A 20,663-nucleotide genomic window follows, 5' to 3' on the forward strand; every position below is an offset into this window, starting at 1 on the left:
TTCCGGCTTGGGGTCAGGCTGTCGCCTGGATGACCACGACCCTGGCGCCGACTTCGACGCGGCTGTAGAGATCGATCACATCGTGGTTCATCATGCGGATGCAGCCGCTCGACATGGCAAGGCCGATCGATTGCGGCTGGTTGGTACCGTGGATGCGGAAATGCGTGTCGCCGCCGCCGCGATAGAGATACATGGCGCGCGCGCCGAGCGGATTGTTCGGGCCACCCGGCATGCCGCCGGCGAGCTTGCGGTAACGCTCCTCGCGGCGCTGCATGTTTTCCGTCGGCGTCCAGCTCGGCCATTCCCCCTTGCGGCCGACATAGGCATTGCCGGCAAAGGCCAGACCCTCACGGCCGACGCCGACGCCATAGCGCATCGCCCTGCCGTCACCGAGGATGTAATAGGCGCGGCGCGCCGGCGTATCGACGATGATAGTACCCGGCGCATAGCTGCCCTCATAGGCCACTTCGGTGCGGCGCAGCTCCGGCTTGATCTTGTCGATCGGCACCTGCCGCAGCGGAAATTTCTCATCCGGAAGGGCTGCATAATTCGTCTGGCTATTCAGAGTGGTCGAAGAGCAGCCGGCAACAAAAAGGGGCAGAGCGATCAGAAAGCCCCTGCGCGAGATCGTCATGAATGTGTCCTTAGCGCGTCAAGAAGATGTCGCAAGCTAAGGAGATTATGGTTAATGAAATGATAAACGGACGCAGCAAAGAGAGATAACGAATGCGTTATCAGGTATAGGCGACGCGTTACTCGGCTATAGGTTCAATACTTCAAAGCAGCGCGCCACATTGATCTGCAGCAAGTTTTCCCAGCGACCGATCCGGAGCCGAGTTCGCGGCACCGAACGATCATCCCGTGTTACATATTCGGATAGACCGGTCCCTCGCCACCCTGCGGCGGCACCCAGTTGATATTCTGGTTCGGATCCTTGATGTCGCAGGTCTTGCAGTGGACGCAGTTCTGGGCGTTGATGACGAAGGTCTCTTCGCCGTCCTTTTCCACCCATTCGTAGACCCCGGCCGGACAGTAGCGTGTCGACGGGCCGGCATAGATGCCGAGTTCCGATGACTTCTGCAGCGCCATGTCCTTGACCTGCAGATGGACCGGCTGGTCCTCCTCATGATTGGTGTTCGACAGGAAGACGGAGGAGAGACGGTCGAAGGTCAGGACACCATCCGGCTTCGGATAGTCGATCTTCTTGTGCTGCGAGGCCGGCTCCAGGGAAGCAGCATCGGTCTTGCCGTGACCAAGCGTGCCGAAGAAGGAGAAGCCGAGGAGTTGGTTGGTCCACATGTCGAGACCGCCGAGCGCCACGCCCAAGGCCGTGCCGAACTTCGACCAGAGCGGCTTGACGTTGCGCACCCGCTTCAGGTCCTTGCCGATATCGCTCGCCCGCCAGTCGGTTTCGATCTCGGTCACTTCGTCATTGGCGCGGCCGGCGGCAATGGCGTCGGCGATGCGGTCGGCCGCCATCATGCCCGAGAGCACGGCATTGTGGCTGCCCTTGATGCGCGGCACGTTGACGAAACCCGCCGAACAGCCGATCAGCGCGCCGCCCGGGAAGGAGAGCTTCGGCACCGACTGATAGCCGCCTTCGGTGATGGCGCGCGCACCATAGGAGAGACGCTTGCCGCCTTCGAAAGTGCCGCGGATGGCCGGATGGGTCTTGAAGCGCTGAAACTCCTCGAAGGGGTAGAGATAGGGGTTCTTGTAGTTCAGGTGGATGACGAAGCCGACGGCGACGAGATTGTCCTCCAGGTGATAGAGGAACGAGCCGCCGCCGGTCTTCATGCCGAGCGGCCAGCCGAAGGAGTGCTGCACGAGGCCGCGGCGATGGTTCTCGGGCTTGACCTCCCAGAGCTCCTTGAGGCCGATGCCGAATTTCTGCGGTTCGCGGTCGCTCGAGAGGTCGAACTTGGCGATCAGCTGTTTGGCAAGCGACCCGCGCACGCCCTCTCCAACAAGCACATATTTGCCCATGAGCGCCATGCCGCGCGCGTAGCTCGGGCCGGGCTCGCCATTCTTCTCGATGCCCATGTCGCCGGTCGCGACACCGATGACGGCACCTTCGTCATTGTAGAGCACTTCCGCTGCGGCAAAGCCCGGATAGATCTCGACGCCGAGTTCTTCCGCCTTCGTCGCCAGCCAGCGACAGACAAGTCCGAGCGATACGATGTAATTGCCGTGGTTGCTCATCAGCGGCGGCATCATGATGTTCGGCAGGCGGATAGAGCCGGCGGGGCCGAGCAGCAGGAAGTGATCGTCCTTGACCTCGGTCTTGAAGGGATGGTCGCCTTCGCTGCGCCAGCCGGGCAGCAGTCGGTCGATACCGATGGGATCGACGACGGCCCCGGAGAGGATATGGGCGCCGACTTCAGCGCCCTTTTCCAGGACGACGACGGACAGTTCCGGATTGACCTGCTTCAGCCGGATCGCCGCCGAAAGACCGGCCGGACCGGCGCCGACGATCACCACGTCGAATTCCATGCTTTCGCGTTCGGGCAGCTCAGTCATGTCGGTCATCCATCCGTCTCCGCTCGGCCGTTTCAAGGCCGTTCATCCCCATTATGGGGTACTCTCTTGTCAAAACCGGAAAACATTGTCGAGCCGGGAAACGACAGCCAATCCCCCAATTCGCACAATGATGTTCCCTAGCACAAAAGATTATATAACGCTTACGTTAACGTCAATTATTGAAGTGGTTCGGAAGCTGTCTTCGGCCTTTTCTTTCCCGGGACTTGCGCCCTATAGAAAGGGCACAGGAAATGGAGGAAATCATGGATCTCGGCATCAAGGGCAAACGCGCACTCGTACTGGCCTCCTCGCGCGGTCTCGGGCTCGGCATTGCGAAGGCGCTGGCGCAGGAGGGAGCGAATGTTCTTCTGTGCGGGCGCAGCGGCGAGCAGCTCGACGCCAATTGCAAGGCGATCAATGCGCAAGGCAAGGGCAAGGCCGACTGGATCTGGGCCGACCTCTCCGAGGACAATTTCGTCGGAAGCGTCACGGCCGCCGTGCAGGAGAAATTCGGCGGGCTCGATATCCTCGTCAACAATACCGGCGGCCCAACGCCCGGCACCACCGAAGACATGACGCCGGAGAAGCTCGAAACCTATTTCTTCTCCATGGTGGCGCGCGTCATCACGCTGACCAATGCACTGCTGCCCGGCATGAAGGCGCAGGGCTGGGGCCGCATCCTGACGGTGGCCTCGTCAGGGGTTATCGAGCCGATTGCCAATCTGGCGCTGTCGAACACGCTGCGCCCGGCCCTTGCCGGCTGGAGCAAGACGCTGGCATCGGAAGTGGCCGGCCACGGCGTCACCACCAACCTGCTGCTGCCCGGCAGCATCCTGACCGCACGGCTCGACGATCTCGATGGTGCCGCCGCCAAACGGACCGGCAAGAGCGTCGCAGACATCCGCGTGGAAAAGGAAGCACGCATTCCGGTCGGCCGCTACGGCAAGGTCGAGGAATTCGCGGCAACGGCGGCCTTTCTCTGCAGCCAGCCTGCGAGCTACATCACCGGCTCGGTGATCCGCTGCGACGGCGGTGCGGCGCGTTCCGTCTGACTGATTGCATCATCCTGCATGGGCCGAAGCAGCGGCCCATGCCGTGACGCTATCGATCTTTGCGCCGATATAGGCGGGATCATCAGCAAGTTCGGCGAGTTCGGACAGGCGATGGAAACCGGTCAGGATGGCGATGCGCCGGCGGTCGAGCTGGCGACCTGTCAACGTCTCATAGCCCGAGACGATACGCGCCGTCAGATCGGGTGAGATGAAGTTCGAATAGATGAATTCCTGGTGCAGCGGGCCGAAGCCGGAATCAGCGAAGTCATAGAGGCCGTTCAGCCTGCCCGCAGCATGATCGAAGGCCATGTTCCAGCCGTGGCCGTCGAAGAAGCCGTAAGTGATGCCGCAGGGGTCGGGCGACAGGGCCTGGAAATCCCGGATGACATTTTCCGCATAGCTTGCCAGCTGAGAGGACAGCAGCGGCAAGGCCTTGTCCCTGACGGTCTCGGGCGATTGCCAGGGCAGGATCGGTGCGGCGCCGACTGCACGCATGCGATCGTCGTCGAGATCGTGCAGTTCTGCATAGAAACGGGCAAGATCATCACCGAGACGTTGGCGAGCCGCTTCCGGAAGCACCTCATAATCGTCGGTGATGAGATGTTCGCCCCGGATCTTGGCATGGCTGGAGAAGACCGGAGGGCCGTCATGGACGCGCATGTCGGGAACTGCCATCGATAGCGACGGCCTGATGATGCCGAGAAGGGCGGCCTCCTTCACCAGCGCCCTCTCCGCCTCCGGATTGCGCGGAAACTTGAAGATCAGCTTGTCATCCACATCGATGGCCATCGAATCCCAGCCCTTCGTCGCGAGCCTGAAAACGGAGGCCGTAAGCTCCGGAAAGATGTTGGTGATGAGTGAGCGAAATTCACCGGCATTCAACTCGGCCATGACCGTCTGCCTCTGCGTTTTCCAGTTCCATCGCGCGCAAGACCTGCAATGCGGAGGAAATAGTGTTTCGCCAATACAGCCTGCGCTGGCAGGTCACCAAGGTGGACGACGCTGCCTACCCGAATATATATTAGTATAGTTTGAATATTACAGAATGTTCATTACGAAAATTTAAGCCATTATAACCGGTTAGTGATCATCGCCGGGGTGATTATGTCTTTTTTGCGCCGCAATATAGGCGGCTCAATCGGGCTGGAAAATCATGCAATTTGCCCAAACAAGACCGGTCTCGCTCATGAAGAAATTTTGGATCACCATCAGTATTGTAGCCGTGGCCGCGGTTGGCTTCTGGCAGTTCGGGGACAAGATTCCCTATGCTTCTGATATCCCCTATCTGTCACAGCTCATCAACAAGCCGGAGGGCGGCCAGAACAGCGGCCATCAGCGGGCGCAGGCCGATCAGGCCCAGAGCGGCGGCGGGCAGCAAGGTGGTCAACAACAGAGTGGCGGACGCAGGCGCGGTGCCGGTGGCCCCACCATGGTCAACACCGTGGCGGCCGTAAAGGCCGTTCTGCCCATGGATGTAACGGCGACTGGCTGGGCCGATGCCGAGGACAATACGACGATTGCCGCACAGGAACAGGGCTTGGTCGTCAGCATCGAGGCCGAAGACGGCGCCACGGTCAAGGAAGGCGACCTGATCGCCAAGCTGGACGACCGGACGGCCAAGGCTGCCGTCGACAAGGACAATGCGATGATCGTGCGCGATACGGCGACGCTTGCAGAATCCGAGACGGCGCTGACCCGGGCGCAGGACCTCTTCAACCAGAAGGCCGGCACCCAACAGAGCCTCGATCAGGCCAAGGCTGCCCGCGATACCGCCGCCGCAACCGTGGAAGCCGACAAGGCCATGCTCGCTTCGGACCAGGTCATCCTCGAGCATACCGATATTCGTGCGCCCTTCGATGGCAGGCTCGGCGATATAGCCCTCAGCAGGGGCGCCTTCGTCAATGCCGGTGCGGCCATCGTCACCATCGCCAAGTACGATCCGATCTATGTGAAGTTCCACCTGCAGGAGCGCTACCTGCGCGTACTGAAGAAGGCGCTGGCTTCCGGTCAGGTCGAGGTCAGCACGGCGCCCGATTCCACCAAGGGACAAGTGCGCAAGGGCGAGGTCAGCTTCTACGACAACGCGGTCGACACGGCATCGGGCACGATCCTTGCCAAGGCGAAGTTCGAAAACGCCTCCGGCGCCCTGTGGCCCGGCCAGTCGGTCAATATCGTCGTGCATTTCAACAATGACGAACAGCAGGTGGTTGTGCCGACGGTTGCCGTCAGCCCCGGGCCCGACGGTTTCTTTGCCTTCGTGGCCAAGGACGGCAAATCGCATCTGACGCCTGTTACCGTCGCCCGCGCCAACGGCGGCTTCACCGCCATCGCGTCAGGCCTTTCGGAGGGCGACCACGTGGTCGTCGAAGGCCAGGGCCAGCTCAGCGACCAGCAGGCGGTCAACGAGCAATTCGACAACAAGACGCTCGATGTCGCGTCTGCTGACGTGTCTCAGCAACGACAGCAGCAGGCCGAAACGATCGCGGTGGGGGCTGCGCAATGATCCCGAATTTCTGTATTCAGCGCCCGGTCGCAACGACGCTGCTTGCGATCGGCGTCATCCTTGCGGGCCTTGCGGGCTACCGGCTCGTGCCGGTCGCGGCCCTGCCGCAGGTGGACTTCCCGACCATCAACGTCTCGGCACAGCTGAGCGGTGCCTCACCGCAGACAATGGCGACCTCGGTCTCGACACCGTTGATCAAGCAGTTCGAGACGATCCCCGGCATCAGCGAAATCAGCGCGTCGAGTTCGCTCGGCAGCACCAGCATCGTGCTGCAGTTCGACCTCAACCGCGATATCGATGCGGCCGCCGCCGATGTGCAGGCGGCCATTTCGCATGCGACGCGGCAGCTGCCCGACAACATGACGACGCCGCCGAGCTACCGCAAGACGAACCCGGCCGACGCGCCGGTCATGCTGCTTTCGGTGCAGAGCAACACCGTGCCGCGCAGCAAGCTCGACGAGATCGCCGAAGACATCATCTCGCCGTCGCTGTCGACGCTTCCGGGCGTCGCCCAGGTCAGCGTCTTCGGTGCGCAGACCTATGCCGTGCGCGTCGAGGTCGATCCCAACAAGCTGCTCACCCGCGGCATAGGCATCGACACCGTCAACAAGGCGCTTGCCGCCGCCAACAGCCAACAGCCGGTCGGCACCCTACAGAACAATTCGCAGGCCATGACCATCACGGCGAATACGCAGCGCACCAGCGCCGAGCAGTTCCGTTCGCTGGTCATTGCCAATCCGAACGGTGCGCCGATCCATCTCGGCGATATTGCCGACGTGCAGGACAGCGTCGAGAACCAGTATACAGGCAGCTGGTATGACGGCCAGCGCGGCATCATCCTTGCCATCCAGCGCCAGCCGGATGCCAATACGGTCGATGTCGTGGATGCGATCAACGCCAAGCTGCCGCTGCTTCACGCGGAAATACCCTCTTCGGTCAACACCGTCGTCATGAACGATGCCGCAAAGCCGATCCGCGATGCCATCGCCGACGTGAAGTTCACGCTGCTTCTGACGATCGGCCTCGTCGTTCTCGTCATCTACCTCTTCACCGGCCATGCGACCGCAACGATCATTCCGGGCCTTGCCGTTCCGCTGTCGCTGATCTCGACCTTCGGCATGATGTATGTGCTGGGCTACAGTATCGACAACATCTCGCTGCTGGGTTTGACGCTCGCGGTGGGCCTCGTGGTGGATGACGCGATCGTCATGCTGGAAAACATCCTGCGCCATGTCGAGGAAGGCATGCCGGTGCGCGAGGCGGCCATCAAGGGTGCGGGCGAAGTGAGCTACACCATCATCTCCATGTCGGTGTCGCTGATCGCGGTCTTCATCCCGATCCTCTTGATGGGTGGTGTCGTTGGCCGCGTGTTCAACGAATTCGGCATGGTGGTGGCGATTGCCATCATCTCCTCGGCGATCGTCTCGCTGACGGTGACGCCGATGCTCGGCTCACGCCTTTCCAACAACCACAGCCGCCCGCCGCTTCTCATCCGTATCTTCGATGCCGGTTTCGAACGGACGCTGCGCGGTTACGACAATGCCGTCGGCTGGTGCCTTCGCCATCGTCCCATCATCCTCGGGGTCTTCCTCGGCTCGGTGGCGCTGACGATCTATTTCTTCATGACGCTGCCGACGAGCTTCTTCCCGCAGGAAGATATCGGCCGCCTGACGATCAGCACCCAGGCACGGCAGGATATTTCCTATTCGGCGATGGAGGCCCTGCAGCAGCAGGCCGCGGCCGTCGTCAAGGCGAACCCGGCGGTCAATCACGTGATGTCGACGATCGGCGGCAACCCCAACAAGCCGCAGAACAACGGCTCGATGTTCGTCGAACTGAAGGACAAGGATCAGCGTGCACCGCTTGACCAGACGTTGCGCGAACTGCGTACGGCGATCAACAAGATCCCCGGCCTGCAGGCCTTCGTGACGCCGAACCAGAGCCTGCGCTTTGGCGGCCGCCAGACCGCCAGCCAATATCAGCTGGTCATACAGGCGCTGAATGCCGACCAGACCAACCTGTGGGCCGGCAAGATCCAGCAGGCGATGCGAGGCGACCGCCTGTTCACGGACGTGACATCAGATGCGCAGAACAACGCCCTGCAGGCCAATATCGTCATCGATACCGAGCGGGCAGCCGCCTACGGGATCGACAACGACACGCTGCGCACGACTCTGCAGGAATCCTTCAGCGGTTTTGCGGCTGCGGAAATCCAGTCGACCGGCGACAGCTACGACGTCATTGTCGAATATGACACGAGCAAGCCCTGGGATGACCAGAAGCTTTCGGAAATCCGGGTCGCTTCGTCCAATGGCAGCCTGGTGCCGCTTTCGAACTTCGCGCATGTCGAGCGCACGGTCGGACCTGTCACCATCAACCAGACGGGCCAGCTCGTCTCCACCACCGTTTCCTTCAACCTGCCGGAAGGCGTATCGCTGAGCGATGCGACGGCCAGGATCGACCAGATCAAGACGGAAATCAGCATGCCGGCCGATGTCTTCACCTCCTATGGCGGTACGGCCGAGATCTTCCAGCAGTCGCAGGGCAATACGCCCTATCTGATCCTGGCGGCTGTTCTGACCATCTATGTCGTGCTCGGCGTGCTCTATGAAAGCTTCATTCACCCGCTCACCATCCTGTCCGGCCTGCCGGCTGCGGCCTTCGGTGCGCTGCTGGCGCTGAAGATCATGGGCTTCGACCTGTCGATCATCGCGCTCATCGGCCTCCTGATGCTGATCGGCATCGTCAAGAAGAACGCGATCATGATGATCGACGTTGCGGTGGAGACCATGCGCACGACGGGCGAGAAGGCGACGGCGGCGATCCACGAAGCCTGCGTGCGACGCTTCCGCCCGATCATGATGACGACCTTCTGCGCCCTGCTCGGCGCCCTGCCGATCGCGCTCGGCACAGGCGCCAGCTCGGAACTGCGCCAGCCGCTCGGCATCGCCGTCGTCGGCGGCCTCATCGTTTCGCAAATGCTGACGCTCTTCATTACCCCTGTCATCTTCGTCGAGATGGACCGCTTCGGGAATTTCCTCCACCGCATGCTCAGCCGCGGGAAGAAGGAAGAGCACGTGGTACAGGAAGCGCGAGCGATGGCCGCGGAATAGAGAGACAGAAAGGGCGCCTTCCGGCGCCCTTTTCATGTCAGCGGCCGTCGACCAGCTTCGGGAAATCCGCGATCAGCGAATCCCGCGTCTCGAAACTGATCGGATTGTCGCTGTAGCGGTGATTGGCGATGTGAAGTCTCGCGAAGATAAGCCGCCTGTCGCCCTTCGTCGCCCAGCCGACGAACCAGCCGAGCGGCCGTTCGTAATGGGTCTTGCCGGCCGCGTTGCGCAGCCAGCCGGCACCGGTCTTGCCCTGGATATTCCAGCCGGCGGCGGCCTCAAAATGCGGAACGATCGCCTCGGTCATCTGCCGCGCGCGCTCCGAGATCGGCAGGCTGCCGGTGCGGAAACGGCGCAGGAACTGTACCTGGTCCTCGGCCGAGATCTTCAACGACGACATCAACCAGGCTTCGGTCAGCCCATCCGTGTTGCCAGGCCCGCCCGAAACATCCTGATTGCCGTAGCCGAAGCGCTCGACGTAATCGGCAAAGGCGCGCTCGCCGAGCTTGCGGGTCAGCGCCTGCGAGAACCAGACGATGGAATCCCGCTCCCAGATGGTCGGATCGGTATCCTTCTGTTCGCGCTTGGAACGCTTGAGCTTCGGATCATATATCCAGAGTGGAGTGTGTTCGTCGACGAGAATGCCGGAATCGTAGCCCATCATGGCCAAAGGCAATTTGAACGTCGATTGCGGATAAAAGCCCTGATCGCAATTGCCCTGACGATAAACCGTGTCACCGGTCTTCTCGTCGATGATGAGGGTGCAGCGGATCGGATCGGCGGCATAGGCCGACGTCGCGTTCATTGAAATTGCTGTAATACTTATGGAAAATGCCAGAAGGAAAAGTCTTTCGAAAGCCACTTTCGTTCTCCAAATGGTTGGACCTCAGCTTTCTAGGCCAGCCTGGAAGGCCCGATCAAACGATGATATTTCCGGTCAGGCATAAATCAGATTAGGCCATTGCCATGGTTCGACCATATTTGCCGCTGAATTCGCTGCGCGCCTTCGAGGCGGCGGCGCGGCATCTTTCCTTCACCCGGGCGGCCATCGAGCTCTGCGTCACGCAGGCCGCCGTCAGCCATCAGGTCAAGCTTCTGGAACAGCGCCTTGGCGTCAGCCTGTTCCGCCGCCTGCCGCGCGGGCTGATGATCACCGAGGAAGGGCTTGCGCTGCTGCCGGCCCTGCAGGATTCCTTCGATCGCATGGCCGACATGCTGGAGCGGTTCGAGGGCGGCCATGTGCGCGAAGTCCTCAAGCTTGGGGCCGTCGGCACACTCGCGGTCGGCTGGCTGTTGCCGCGGCTTGCCGATTTCCGCGAGCAATATCCCTTCATCGATCTCAGGCTTTCGACCAACAACAACCGGGTCGACATTGCCGCCGAAGGGCTCGACTATGCGATCAAGTTCGGCAATGGCGCCTGGCATGACATAGAAGCCGAAGCGCTGTTCGAAGCACCGCTTTCCATGCTTTGCATCCCCACAATTGCCCGCCAGCTCTCCTCCCCCGAAGATGTCGCCCATCAGACGCTGCTGCGCTCCTACCGTGCCGACGAATGGCCGGGCTGGTTCGAGAAGGCCGATGTCACCTCCCCGCCGATCCGCGGCATGGTCTTCGATTCCTCCGTGCTGATGATCGAGGCGGCATTGCAGGGCGCGGGCGTAGCGCTGGCGCCGCCCCTGATGTTCTCCCGCCAGCTTGCAGCGGGCGAACTGGAACAGCCCTTCCCGATCTGGATTTCAAAAGGCAGCTACTGGCTGACCCGTCTGCAATCCCGTTCCGTCACCCCTGCCATGGAGATGTTCCGCAAGTGGATCGGCAAGATGGCCGGGGAGACGCGGGTGCAGCTCGGAAACTGATTAGAGCGGGTTGCTTTCCACCCTCTCCTGTGCGATCACGCGCCTCTCACAACATGTCAGGGGCGCACCATAAGGCGCCCTTTCGTATTTCGGGGCACCTGCCCCGGTTCAGTCATTTTCGATAGATCTGATAAGGGAGCACGGCCATGGCACAGGCGCTCGGGCTTGACTTCGGCACGACCAATACTGTTCTGGCGCTGGCAGATGGCGGCGCTGACACCCATTCCATATCGCTGACCAGCAGCGCCGGCACGGCCGATAGCATGCGCACCGCGCTCTCCTTCATGAAGGATGCCCAGCTCGGTGCTTCGGCGCTGAAGGTGGAGGCCGGGCATGCGGCTATCCAGCAGTTCATCGACAATCCCGGCGACTGCCGTTTCCTGCAGTCCATCAAGACCTTTGCGGCAAGCGCGCTCTTCCAGGGCACGATCATCTTCGGCAAGCGGCAGAGCTTCGAAGACCTGATGGAAATCTTCATCCGGCGCCTGCGCCATTACGCAGGCGAAAACTGGCCAGATAATACCAGCCGCATCATCGCCGGTCGGCCGGTGCATTTCGCCGGCGCCAATCCGGACCCGGCGCTTGCGGTAAAGCGCTACAACGAGGCATTGACGCGCTTTGGCTTTCCGGAAATTCATTATGTCTATGAGCCGGTTGCTGCCGCTTTCTACTTCGCGCAAAACCTGAAGTCCGATGCGACCGTACTCGTCGCCGACTTTGGCGGCGGCACGACGGACTATTCACTGATCCGTTTCGAGACCAAGGCCGGAAAGCTGACGGCAACGCCGATCGGCCATTCGGGTGTCGGTGTGGCCGGCGACCATTTCGATGCGCGCATGATCGACAACATCGTGGCGCCGCAAATCGGCAAGGGCAGCCATTTCAAGAGCTTCGACAAGGTCCTTGAGGTGCCCTCAAATTATTATGCAAGTTTCAGCCGCTGGAACCAGCTGTCGATCTTCAAGACATCGCGGGAATTCGAGGATCTGAAGAAACTGGTGCGTACGGCGCTGGAGCCGGAGAAGCTGGAAACCTTCGTGGATCTCATCGACCATGACGAAGGTTATCCGCTCTATCAGGCGGTCTCGGCGACAAAGATGGCGCTTTCCTCCGCCGAAGAGGCGGCTTTCGATTTCGCGCCGCTCGGCCGCGGCGGCCATCGCACGATCAAACGCAGCGATTTCGAAAGCTGGATCGTCGACGACCTTGCCCGCATCGAAGGGGCGCTCGACGAGGTGCTGGAGAAGACCAACACGAATACATCCGGCATCGACAAGGTGTTCCTGACCGGCGGCACATCCTTCGTGCCGGCCGTGCGGCGCATCTTCACCGAGCGATTTGACCGCGACAAGATCGAAAGCGGCGGCGAGCTGCTCTCGATCGCGCACGGTCTGGCGCTGATCGGCGAACGCGACGACATCGACCAATGGACTGTGCAATGACGGCCGAAAGGGCGGCGGCAGGTCCGCCCGCCCTTTCATTGCCGTTTTCGCTCCGCTAAAGTCTGTCCATGATCTCCGCCAACGACCTGAGTCCGGCCGAACTTGCCGCGCTTCTGCATTTTCATGCGGAAGCGGGTGTGGACTGGTTGCTGGAAGAAGAGCCGGTCGACCGTTTCGCCGAATTCAAGGCGATGAAGGCCGCGCGCCGTCCGGCGACACCGATTGCCCAACAGCAACCGGAACGGCCGGCGCAACCGGAGATGCAAGCTGTCGCCCGTCCAGCCTCGCCCGCACCGCAACAGCGTGCAGCGGCGCCACCACCTGCCACGCGGACGCAACCGGCGATCCCCGACGGCGAAGCGGTGCAGCAGGCGCGGTTCGCTGCCGAGAGCGCCCGCTCACTTGCGGAATTGAAGACGGCACTCGAAGCCTTCAACGGCTGCAATCTGAAGCACAGCGTGCGCTCGACCATCTTTGCGAGCGGCGATCCGGCCAGCGGCATCATGGTGATCGGCCCGGCGCCGGGCGCTGATGACGAGCGCGAGGGCGCGGCCTTTGCCGGCCGTCAGGGCCAGTTACTGGACCGGATGCTGGCCTCGATCGGCCTGGAGCGCTCAGCCATTCTCCTGACGCAGATCATTCCCTGGCGTCCGCCCGGCAACCGCATGCCTTCGGCGGCCGAAACGGAGATCTGCCGTCCCTTCATCGAGCGGCAGATCGCGCTCGCCGAGCCGCGTGCCATTTTGCTGCTCGGCAATTACACGGCACGGTTCTTCTTTGGCGAGAATGACACGATTCACGGGCTTCGCGGCCGGTGGAAGGAGATCGCTGTCGCAGATCAGGTCATCCCGGCCATAGCCAGTCTGCATCCGCAGGACCTGTTAACTGCACCGGTCAATAAGCGGCTCGCCTGGAGCGATCTGCTGACCTTCCAGGCTAGACTTAAAGAACTGTCTCTGCTTACAAATTAGCCAAGTTTGAAAATATTATGAATTTGTCCATGCAATATACGCATGGCTGCATCCTGCAAGGGTGCATTGAAGAATCGATGCTGCACTGCAATATAGAAGGCGTGTCTTGGGAGGAACGAACAGGAACCAAGGCCATGAGCAAGCGTTTTCGTCCTATACATTGCGGGTTTGAAACCCTGCGCCAAGCAAGCGATCAAGTTCGCACTACCCAGGGCTACAGCCGTTTCGGCTTTGCCACCAACGAACAGATGATCGCCCGCGGCACCGGCATCAGCGGCCGTACGTCGCGTCCGGCGATGATCTTCGCGGATTTCCAGGAATATTGAGAATTCCGGAATGACGATCCGGCAGGCGGTTCGCCTGCCCTTCTGCGTTTTCAGACGTATCGACCGATGTCCACAATCCTGATTTCACTGCTGCGCAACATCGAATCTTTCGAGCATATCCGTGCTGCCGTCTGCGCCGCGCGCGAATATCGGAGCGAGCTTTGCGACACCCCGTCCGAGGTCAAGAGCCCGGCTTCCGCCATCGCGCTCTGAGGGTATTTTCACGCAGTTGTGGACGCAAAACCGCTGCGCACTTTTGCTGGATTTGATTCAGAGCGCCGCGCGTCCATTCGAATGCACAATGGACGCTCTCACTCTCTTTAATCTGCGCATCAGGCTTTCCGAAAATCGATTCCGATTTTTGGGCTGATGCTGTCACCGTTCGCGCTTTCGAGCTGCGCCTTTGCCGATTCGAACGCTTCATCGACATAGGCGAACTTGATCGCCTGCCAGCCGACATATTCTCTAAGGAAATCGCGCGACAACCACAGCTGCGACTTCTTCGGCTCGTCGTACCAGCCGACACAGCCGCGCTGCGCGCCTTTGGCGAGCAGCCGCTGGAGATGCGTGCGCGACATCATGAAATCACCGGCCAGCGCGCGGGTTTCCATCTTGCCGATCGCCAGCCGTGTCGGATCGGCTCCTTCGAGATCGAGCCGGGACATGAAATGATCGATGACCATACCGCCCGCTTCCGTCCAGAGAAACAGCGCCACCTGCTCAGGCGGCTCACGCCAGTTGGCATCCTCGAGGCAGTTATAGGCGACACGCGGCTGGATCTGGCGGAATAGCAGAGGATTTTCCAGCAGGAGCGCCGCCCGGTTTCCACCATCGATGAGATCAAGCGCGCCGAGGTTGGTGTGCAACCAGCCGAACATTGCCTGATGGCTGACTTCGGCCGGCTCGAAATGGCGAGGGCGGCGGCGCTCGTCGCCGGGCGTATGGGTGATGAAGCGATAGGTGAAAAGCTCTTCGATGAAGGCGAGCACCGTATTGCGGCTGGCGATCTTGTGGGCAGTGATCTTGCCGGTCAGCCGAACGGCGGTGAAACCCGAGGTCACGTCCTGCGGATCGTATTCCAGATGCAGCGCATAGGCCGTCTGCGTCAGCAGCCAGCGTTGATGCGAGGCCAGCAGGCGCGCCAGCCGCGGCCCCGCATCAAACATGCCGCGCATTTGCCCGGCCAGGAAACGAATACTCACTAAAAAAGAAGGGTTCTGCGCCAGTTGTTCTGCCGTGAACGCCATATGCTTTTCCTCAACCCTCGCTCGCAAGCCAGCGTTCGGAGCAGCGATACCGAAACTCCCCCGGCATCAATGGCCTATCGATTATGCACAGCTTTGAATAAATGAAAGTAATTCACTTTCATAACCACATTTTTGCGGAATGCGATATCCCAATATTTCACCATCCCACTCTCTTTAGAGGGGCGGATGGCATCATTTTTCAATCTATGCGATAATAAATTCGACTTTTGATATAGATTCAGCCGCTCAGGATTGCGGCGCGCCGGCTTTTCGCGCCTCGCGGCGTTCGAGGCCAAGCTGATGCTCGCGGTAGATGATGAAGATGCCGGCGGCGATGACGATGACGGTGCCGAAAAGCATCGTGTTGCTCGGAACGTCGTCGAAGACATAGTAGGCGACGATGCCGCCGAGCAGGATCGAGCTGTATTCGAAGGGRGCGATGGTGGACACGTCCGCGTGGCGGTAGCTCTCGGTCAGGAGGATCTGCGCGACACCGCCGCAGAAACCGGCGGCAATCAGGAAGAGGGCCGATGACCAGTCCAGCAGCAGCCAGCCGAAGGGCACGGTCGCCAGCGAGAAAACCGAAGCGATAATCGAGAAATAGAGCACGATCGTCGCCGTCTTCTCTTCCTCGACGAGGCGGCGCACCTGGATCATCGCCATGCCGCCGAGCACGGCCGACAAAAGTACGCAGAGCGCGCCGGTTGCCTGTTCGGCCTCCATGCCGCCTTCCCGGAACAAGGTCAGCTTCGGCCAGGAGATGATGGCGACACCGATGATGCCGAAGCAGACGGCACTCCAGCGATAGACGCGCACCGTCTCCCCCAGGAAGACGGCCGCGAAGATGACGGCGACGAGCGGCGTCGCATAACCGAGCGCGATCGCCTCCGGCAGCGGCAGATGCAGAAGCCCGTAGAAGCCGAGCCCCATCGAGATGATGCCGAGGGTGCCGCGCTTCAGATGGCCGATCGGATTGGCGGTGTAGAAGGCTGAGCGCAGCTGATGCCGGTAGCCGAGATAGGCCATGATTGGAAACAGCGCGAAGAAGGAGCGGCAGAAAGTTACCTGCCCCGGCGGGATACCCGACCCTGCCAGCTTGATGAATGTCTGCATGGCCAGGAAGACCACGACCGACGAGACTTTCAGCGCAATGCCTCTCATCGGGTTTCTGAGAACCGATTCCATGATCCAGGCTCTTATGCGGGCATGCCGAGCGGGGGAGACGCGTTCGACTCGAACGCAGCGGACGATTTTTTCATCGTAACCGAAGAAATGCGCCAGTGGGGAAAAATCTGCCCCACCCAAGGTAGCAAGTATCTAACCGCTTTTTATCTGCCGCTTTTCTGTGCAACTCCGTTTTCTGGTGAAAAAACTTCACGTTTTACGCTCATTCCCCCGAAAATGTTCGTATCCGCACCTATTGCGTTAACCGGTTGCAAACCATGCCACCGCATCGTTCTCAGCGAATTAGCCATACAAAAGAATCGCATTCGTTCCGCAGCCAGTCGCGTAGATTATTTTCAGGATCTTTTTGATGAAGCCGCTCAGCGCAGAGATCATATCCCAGTCACAGAACGCAACGCCCCGCTCGATGCGTGTCGTGACCGATGGCATCAGCACGGATCTGGAGCGTTTCAGCACCGACAACACCAGCATCGTCAAACAGATCAAGCTGCTTGCCATCAACGCTCTGATCGAGGCGGCCCGCGCCGGCGAAACCGGCAAGGGCTTTGCCGTCGTTGCCAACGAAGTGCAGCGGCTGGCGCAGATCGCCACCGAGATCACCAGCAAGTTCGAGAGCAATGTGCTCGGGCGCATCGGCCTCAGCCGTGCGATGGCGGATTCGCTCGTCACCGAGATGGAAGGCGTGCGACTGACCGATCTCGCGCAGACGCTGGTTCAGCTCATCGTGCGCAACCTCTTCGAGCGCACAGCCGACGTGCGCTGGTGGGCAACGGATGCGGCGCTCTGGCAGGCGCTGCAGGAGCCGGACAAGGATCGTGTCGCCTTCGCGGCTGAACGGCTCGGCGTCATCAATCGCTTTTATACCGTCTATCTCGATCTCGTGATGACCGATCTCTCCGGCCGGGTGATCGCGTCGGCCAATCCGACCTTCCAGCGCAAGATATCCGGTTCTTCGCTCGCGGGCGATCCCTGGTTCCGGGCTGCAGCAAGCTGCGCCTCCGGCGACGACTATATCGTCGACGAGGTAAAGCCGAGCCTTCTCCACGACCAGCGGCATGCCCTCGTCTATGCCACCGGCATCCGCGAAGGCGGCAAGGTCGACGGCAAGCTGCTCGGCACGCTGGGCGTTTATTTCGACTGGCAGAACCAGGGCCAGGCGATCGTCGAGAAGGAAGCGAACCTGCCGCCGCAGCTTGCGGAAAAGACCACCGTCATGCTGCTCGACGGCGCAAGTCGTGTGATTGCCAGCACCAATCCGGCCATGCTCTTCACCCATTTTGCGCTCGCCAACCAGACCGGCCAGCCGAAGGGCAGCTATTACGACAATAACGGCTCGATCGTCGCCTTTGCGCGCACGCTCGGCTACGAGGATTATGACGGGCTCGGCTGGTGTGGCGTCGTGGTACAGCAGACGGAAAGTGATGCTGCAATCAAGACTGCCCTCAATCTCAAATAGCAGTCTTCCCCTTTCGGCTGCACATACACGACAATTTGACCATGATAATTTGGCTGTGAACTTCGCGCTCACGGCCAATTTGCTTTAACTTTAGTTCAGACTTTAATGTAATTATGGCGGCCAAATTTCAGCAGAGTGCGCCCGCCTCTATATTCGGCCATTGTCTAATAAAGGTCTTCACGGAACATGCGAACAGATACCGGTCAGGTCATCAATCTGGCAGACTACCGCCCAACCGATTTCGTGCTGGAACGCGTCGACCTGACTTTCGAACTGGATCCGACCGAAACGAAGGTGGAAGCGCGGCTGATCTTCCACCGTCGCCAAGGCGCTGATCTTTCTGCCCCGCTGATCCTCGATGGCGACGAACTCAATCTTTACAGCCTTCTCTTCGACCAGAACGAACTGGCGCCGGAACGCTACACGGTAACGCCCGAAAGCCTCACCATCCGCGACCTGCCGGAAACGGTGCCTTTCGAAGTCACCGTCACCACGATCATCAATCCGGAAGCCAACACCCAGCTGATGGGCCTTTACCGCACCAGCGGCATCTATTGCACGCAGTGCGAGGCCGAAGGCTTCCGCCGTATCACCTATTTCCCCGACCGGCCGGACGTGCTGGCGCCCTACACGGTCAACATCATCGCCGACAAGGATGCCAACCCGCTGCTCCTGTCGAACGGCAACTTCCTCGGCGGCGCCGGTTATGGCCCCGGCAAGCATTTCGCCGCCTGGTTCGACCCGCATCCGAAGCCGAGCTATCTCTTCGCACTGGTCGCCGGCGATCTCGGTGTCGTGGAAGACAGTTTCACCACCCTGTCCGGCCGCGAGGTCGTGCTGAAGATCTATGTCGAGCACGGCAAGGAGCCGCGCGCGGCCTATGCCATGGACGCGCTGAAGCGCTCGATGAAGTGGGACGAGGAAGTGTTCGGCCGCGAATACGATCTCGATATCTTCATGATCGTCGCCGTGTCCGACTTCAACATGGGGGCCATGGAGAACAAGGGCCTCAATATCTTCAACGACAAATACGTGCTTGCCGATCCCGAGACCGCGACGGATGCCGACTACGCCAATATCGAGGCGATCATCGCACATGAATATTTTCACAACTGGACCGGCAACCGCATCACCTGCCGCGACTGGTTCCAGCTCTGCCTCAAGGAAGGCCTGACTGTTTACCGCGACCACGAATTCTCGTCCGACCAGCGCTCGCGCCCGGTCAAGCGCATCGCCGAGGTGCGCCACCTGAAGTCCGAGCAGTTCCCGGAAGACGGCGGCCCGCTCGCCCATCCGGTGCGCCCGACCAAGTATCGCGAGATCAACAACTTTTATACGACGACGGTCTATGAGAAGGGCAGCGAAGTCACGCGCATGATCGCGACCCTGCTTGGCCGCGAAACCTTCAAGAAGGGCATGGACCTCTATTTCGATCGCCATGACGGCCAGGCCGTCACGATCGAGGATTTCGTGAAATGCTTCGAAGATGCGAGCGGCCGCGACCTTTCGCAGTTCTCGCTCTGGTACCATCAGGCCGGCACACCGCTCGTGACCGCATCCGGCACCTATGATGCCGGCGCCAAGAGCTTCAGCCTGTCGCTGGAACAGATGATTCCCGCGACACCCGGCCAGCCGAACAAGGAGCCGATGCACATTCCGCTGAGCCTCGCCCTGTTTGCCGAGGACGGTTCCAAGATCGAGCCTGTTAAGGTCGACGGCGCCGAATATGCTGGCGAGGTGCTGCATCTGACCGCGCGCGCGCAAACGGCTGTCTTCCACGGCGTTGCCTCACGTCCGGTGGTTTCGATCAACCGCAGCTTCTCCGCACCGATCAACCTGCATTTCGACCAGAGCCCGGCCGATCTGGCCCTGCTTGCGCGCTATGAGACGGATCATTTCGCCCGCTGGCAGGCGCTGACCGATCTGGCACTGCCGAACCTGCTCAAGGCCGCCCGCGATGCCCGCGAGGGTGCCGCGATCGTCTGCGAACAGACCTTCGTCGAGACGCTGCTTGCGGCCGCTGCCGATGAAAACCTCGAGCCCGCCTTCCGCGCCCAGGCGCTGGCCTTGCCGAGCGAATCCGACATTGCCCGCGAACTCGGAAGCAATATCGATCCGGATGCCGTTCATGCCGGTCGCCAGGCGATCATGAAACAGATCGCCGAAGCCGGCAAAGCCACCTTCGCGGCCCTCTACGACGCGATGACCACACCGGGCGAATTCAGCCCGGATGCCAAGAGCGCCGGCCGCCGCGCGCTGCGCAACACTGCCCTCACCTATCTCTCCTATGCCGAGGGCAGCCCTGACCGCGCCAAGGCCGCCTTCGACGGCGCCAACAACATGACGGATCTCAGCCATGCGCTGACGATCCTCGCCCATCGCTTCCCCGACAGCGCAGAGGCGAAGGCCGCGCTCGAAACCTTCCGCAGCCGTTTCCAGGAAAATGCGCTCGTCGTCGACAAGTGGTTCGCCATCCAGGCCGGCATTCCCGGCCACGGCGCGGTCGATCGCGTCAAGGCGCTGATGGAAAACCCGCTCTTCAAGCGCACGAACCCGAACCGCATGCGCTCGCTCGTCGGCACGTTCGCCTTCGGCAATCCGACCGGCTTCGGCCGCGCCGACGGTGAAGGCTACCGTTTCCTCGCCAGCGAGATCCTCCATATCGACCAGCGCAACCCGCAGCTCGCCGCTCGCCTGCTGACCTCGATGCGCTCCTGGCGCTCGCTGGAATCGGCGCGTGCCGATCACGCACGCTCGGCACTGATCGAGATCGAGCGGGCAGCCAGCCTTTCGACCGATGTTCGCGATATCGTCGAGCGCACTCTCAAGGGGTGATTTCTCGCAAATGATTTGCCGCCTAGCTGTCTTCCACCCGTGGGGCAGCTAGGCTCGCCATCAGCGAATCCCTCTGAAAAACCAGCAATCACAAATAGTTAATAAATTTTTACCGCCAGCTATGGACAAGGCGAATCACGCATGATTCTCTAGGTG

General features: G+C 60.8%; 16 protein-coding genes. 10 read left to right on the forward strand and 6 right to left on the reverse strand.

Annotated features, from left to right (window positions below):
• Window positions 1-13 precede the first annotated feature (13 nt).
• Both AC1DUP_RS13275 and AC1DUP_RS13280 read right to left on the reverse strand, forming a co-directional pair.
• Entirely contained in the window at window positions 14-634 is a 621-nt protein-coding gene (locus tag AC1DUP_RS13275) for a L,D-transpeptidase (protein ID WP_477832870.1), read from the reverse strand.
• Window positions 635-864: 230 nt separating this feature from the next.
• Entirely contained in the window at window positions 865-2,529 is a 1,665-nt protein-coding gene (locus tag AC1DUP_RS13280; protein ID WP_477832871.1) for an electron transfer flavoprotein-ubiquinone oxidoreductase, read from the reverse strand.
• Window positions 2,530-2,783: 254 nt separating this feature from the next.
• Between AC1DUP_RS13280 and AC1DUP_RS13285 the strand changes: the two genes are divergently transcribed.
• The gene (locus tag AC1DUP_RS13285; RefSeq protein ID WP_113300924.1) at window positions 2,784-3,572 is read left to right on the forward strand and encodes an SDR family oxidoreductase; all 789 of its coding nucleotides are present in this window, start codon (window positions 2,784-2,786) and stop codon (window positions 3,570-3,572) included.
• A gap of 9 nt (window positions 3,573-3,581) precedes the next feature.
• Here AC1DUP_RS13285 and AC1DUP_RS13290 read toward each other — a convergent pair whose 3' ends face one another.
• On the reverse strand, window positions 3,582-4,463 hold the full coding sequence (locus AC1DUP_RS13290; RefSeq protein ID WP_477832872.1) for a phosphotransferase family protein: 882 nt from the start codon (window positions 4,461-4,463) through the stop codon (window positions 3,582-3,584).
• A 295-nt stretch (window positions 4,464-4,758) separates the two neighbouring features.
• On the opposite strand from AC1DUP_RS13290, the gene AC1DUP_RS13295 reads away from it, so the two are divergent.
• Both AC1DUP_RS13295 and AC1DUP_RS13300 read left to right on the forward strand, forming a co-directional pair.
• A complete protein-coding gene (locus tag AC1DUP_RS13295; protein WP_477832873.1) occupies window positions 4,759-6,075 on the forward strand; it encodes an efflux RND transporter periplasmic adaptor subunit in 1,317 nt (438 codons plus the stop codon).
• Window positions 6,072-9,188 carry an efflux RND transporter permease subunit gene (locus AC1DUP_RS13300; RefSeq protein ID WP_113300922.1) on the forward strand — a complete coding sequence of 1,039 codons (3,117 nt, stop codon included), beginning with the start codon at window positions 6,072-6,074 and terminating at the stop codon, window positions 9,186-9,188. The genes AC1DUP_RS13295 and AC1DUP_RS13300 overlap by 4 nt, the downstream gene beginning before the upstream one ends.
• A 37-nt stretch (window positions 9,189-9,225) precedes the next feature.
• Here AC1DUP_RS13300 and blaOXA read toward each other — a convergent pair whose 3' ends face one another.
• The gene (blaOXA, locus tag AC1DUP_RS13305; RefSeq protein ID WP_477832874.1) at window positions 9,226-10,050 is read right to left on the reverse strand and encodes a class D beta-lactamase; all 825 of its coding nucleotides are present in this window, start codon (window positions 10,048-10,050) and stop codon (window positions 9,226-9,228) included.
• A gap of 104 nt (window positions 10,051-10,154) precedes the next feature.
• Between blaOXA and AC1DUP_RS13310 the strand changes: the two genes are divergently transcribed.
• From AC1DUP_RS13310 to AC1DUP_RS13330, 5 genes are all read left to right on the forward strand, one after another.
• Complete coding sequence (locus AC1DUP_RS13310; protein WP_477832875.1) at window positions 10,155-11,045, forward strand: LysR substrate-binding domain-containing protein; 891 nt, start codon at window positions 10,155-10,157, stop codon at window positions 11,043-11,045.
• 146 nt (window positions 11,046-11,191) lie between these two features.
• Entirely contained in the window at window positions 11,192-12,487 is a 1,296-nt protein-coding gene (locus tag AC1DUP_RS13315; RefSeq protein WP_477832876.1) for an Hsp70 family protein, read from the forward strand.
• 68 nt (window positions 12,488-12,555) lie between these two features.
• Window positions 12,556-13,458, forward strand: coding sequence for a uracil-DNA glycosylase (locus AC1DUP_RS13320; RefSeq protein ID WP_477832877.1), 903 nt, complete (start codon window positions 12,556-12,558; stop codon window positions 13,456-13,458).
• A 134-nt stretch (window positions 13,459-13,592) separates the two neighbouring features.
• The gene (locus AC1DUP_RS13325; protein ID WP_113300917.1) at window positions 13,593-13,784 is read left to right on the forward strand and encodes a hypothetical protein; all 192 of its coding nucleotides are present in this window, start codon (window positions 13,593-13,595) and stop codon (window positions 13,782-13,784) included.
• 66 nt (window positions 13,785-13,850) lie between these two features.
• On the forward strand, window positions 13,851-13,997 hold the full coding sequence (locus AC1DUP_RS13330) for a hypothetical protein (protein WP_477832878.1): 147 nt from the start codon (window positions 13,851-13,853) through the stop codon (window positions 13,995-13,997).
• A gap of 119 nt (window positions 13,998-14,116) precedes the next feature.
• Here AC1DUP_RS13330 and AC1DUP_RS13335 read toward each other — a convergent pair whose 3' ends face one another.
• Both AC1DUP_RS13335 and AC1DUP_RS13340 read right to left on the reverse strand, forming a co-directional pair.
• Window positions 14,117-15,031, reverse strand: a complete 915-nt coding sequence (locus tag AC1DUP_RS13335; protein ID WP_477832879.1) for a hypothetical protein — start codon at window positions 15,029-15,031, stop codon at window positions 14,117-14,119.
• A gap of 246 nt (window positions 15,032-15,277) precedes the next feature.
• Window positions 15,278-16,216 carry a DMT family transporter gene (locus AC1DUP_RS13340; protein WP_113311493.1) on the reverse strand — a complete coding sequence of 313 codons (939 nt, stop codon included), beginning with the start codon at window positions 16,214-16,216 and terminating at the stop codon, window positions 15,278-15,280.
• A 349-nt stretch (window positions 16,217-16,565) separates the two neighbouring features.
• Between AC1DUP_RS13340 and AC1DUP_RS13345 the strand changes: the two genes are divergently transcribed.
• The gene (locus AC1DUP_RS13345) at window positions 16,566-17,672 is read left to right on the forward strand and encodes a methyl-accepting chemotaxis protein (RefSeq protein ID WP_113300914.1); all 1,107 of its coding nucleotides are present in this window, start codon (window positions 16,566-16,568) and stop codon (window positions 17,670-17,672) included.
• A gap of 186 nt (window positions 17,673-17,858) precedes the next feature.
• Complete coding sequence (gene pepN, locus AC1DUP_RS13350) at window positions 17,859-20,507, forward strand: aminopeptidase N (protein WP_477832880.1); 2,649 nt, start codon at window positions 17,859-17,861, stop codon at window positions 20,505-20,507.
• Window positions 20,508-20,663: the final 156 nt, after the last annotated feature.

This window comes from Rhizobium sp. 01L419 (genome assembly GCF_056400025.1).

Bases quoted from the DNA above. Each gene is read 5' to 3' on its own strand.
- AC1DUP_RS13275 (WP_477832870.1), bottom strand. From the start codon at position 634: ATGACGATCTCGCGCAGGGGCTTTCTGATCGCTCTGCCCCTTTTTGTT.
- AC1DUP_RS13280 (WP_477832871.1), bottom strand. From the start codon at position 2,529: ATGACCGACATGACTGAGCTGCCCGAACGCGAAAGCATGGAATTCGAC.
- AC1DUP_RS13285 (WP_113300924.1), top strand. From the start codon at position 2,784: ATGGATCTCGGCATCAAGGGCAAACGCGCACTCGTACTGGCCTCCTCG.
- AC1DUP_RS13290 (WP_477832872.1), bottom strand. From the start codon at position 4,463: ATGGCCGAGTTGAATGCCGGTGAATTTCGCTCACTCATCACCAACATC.
- AC1DUP_RS13295 (WP_477832873.1), top strand. From the start codon at position 4,759: ATGAAGAAATTTTGGATCACCATCAGTATTGTAGCCGTGGCCGCGGTT.
- AC1DUP_RS13300 (WP_113300922.1), top strand. From the start codon at position 6,072: ATGATCCCGAATTTCTGTATTCAGCGCCCGGTCGCAACGACGCTGCTT.
- AC1DUP_RS13310 (WP_477832875.1), top strand. From the start codon at position 10,155: ATGGTTCGACCATATTTGCCGCTGAATTCGCTGCGCGCCTTCGAGGCG.
- AC1DUP_RS13315 (WP_477832876.1), top strand. From the start codon at position 11,192: ATGGCACAGGCGCTCGGGCTTGACTTCGGCACGACCAATACTGTTCTG.
- AC1DUP_RS13320 (WP_477832877.1), top strand. From the start codon at position 12,556: ATGATCTCCGCCAACGACCTGAGTCCGGCCGAACTTGCCGCGCTTCTG.
- AC1DUP_RS13325 (WP_113300917.1), top strand. From the start codon at position 13,593: ATGAGCAAGCGTTTTCGTCCTATACATTGCGGGTTTGAAACCCTGCGC.
- AC1DUP_RS13330 (WP_477832878.1), top strand. From the start codon at position 13,851: ATGTCCACAATCCTGATTTCACTGCTGCGCAACATCGAATCTTTCGAG.
- AC1DUP_RS13335 (WP_477832879.1), bottom strand. From the start codon at position 15,031: ATGGCGTTCACGGCAGAACAACTGGCGCAGAACCCTTCTTTTTTAGTG.
- AC1DUP_RS13345 (WP_113300914.1), top strand. From the start codon at position 16,566: ATGAAGCCGCTCAGCGCAGAGATCATATCCCAGTCACAGAACGCAACG.
- pepN (WP_477832880.1), top strand. From the start codon at position 17,859: ATGCGAACAGATACCGGTCAGGTCATCAATCTGGCAGACTACCGCCCA.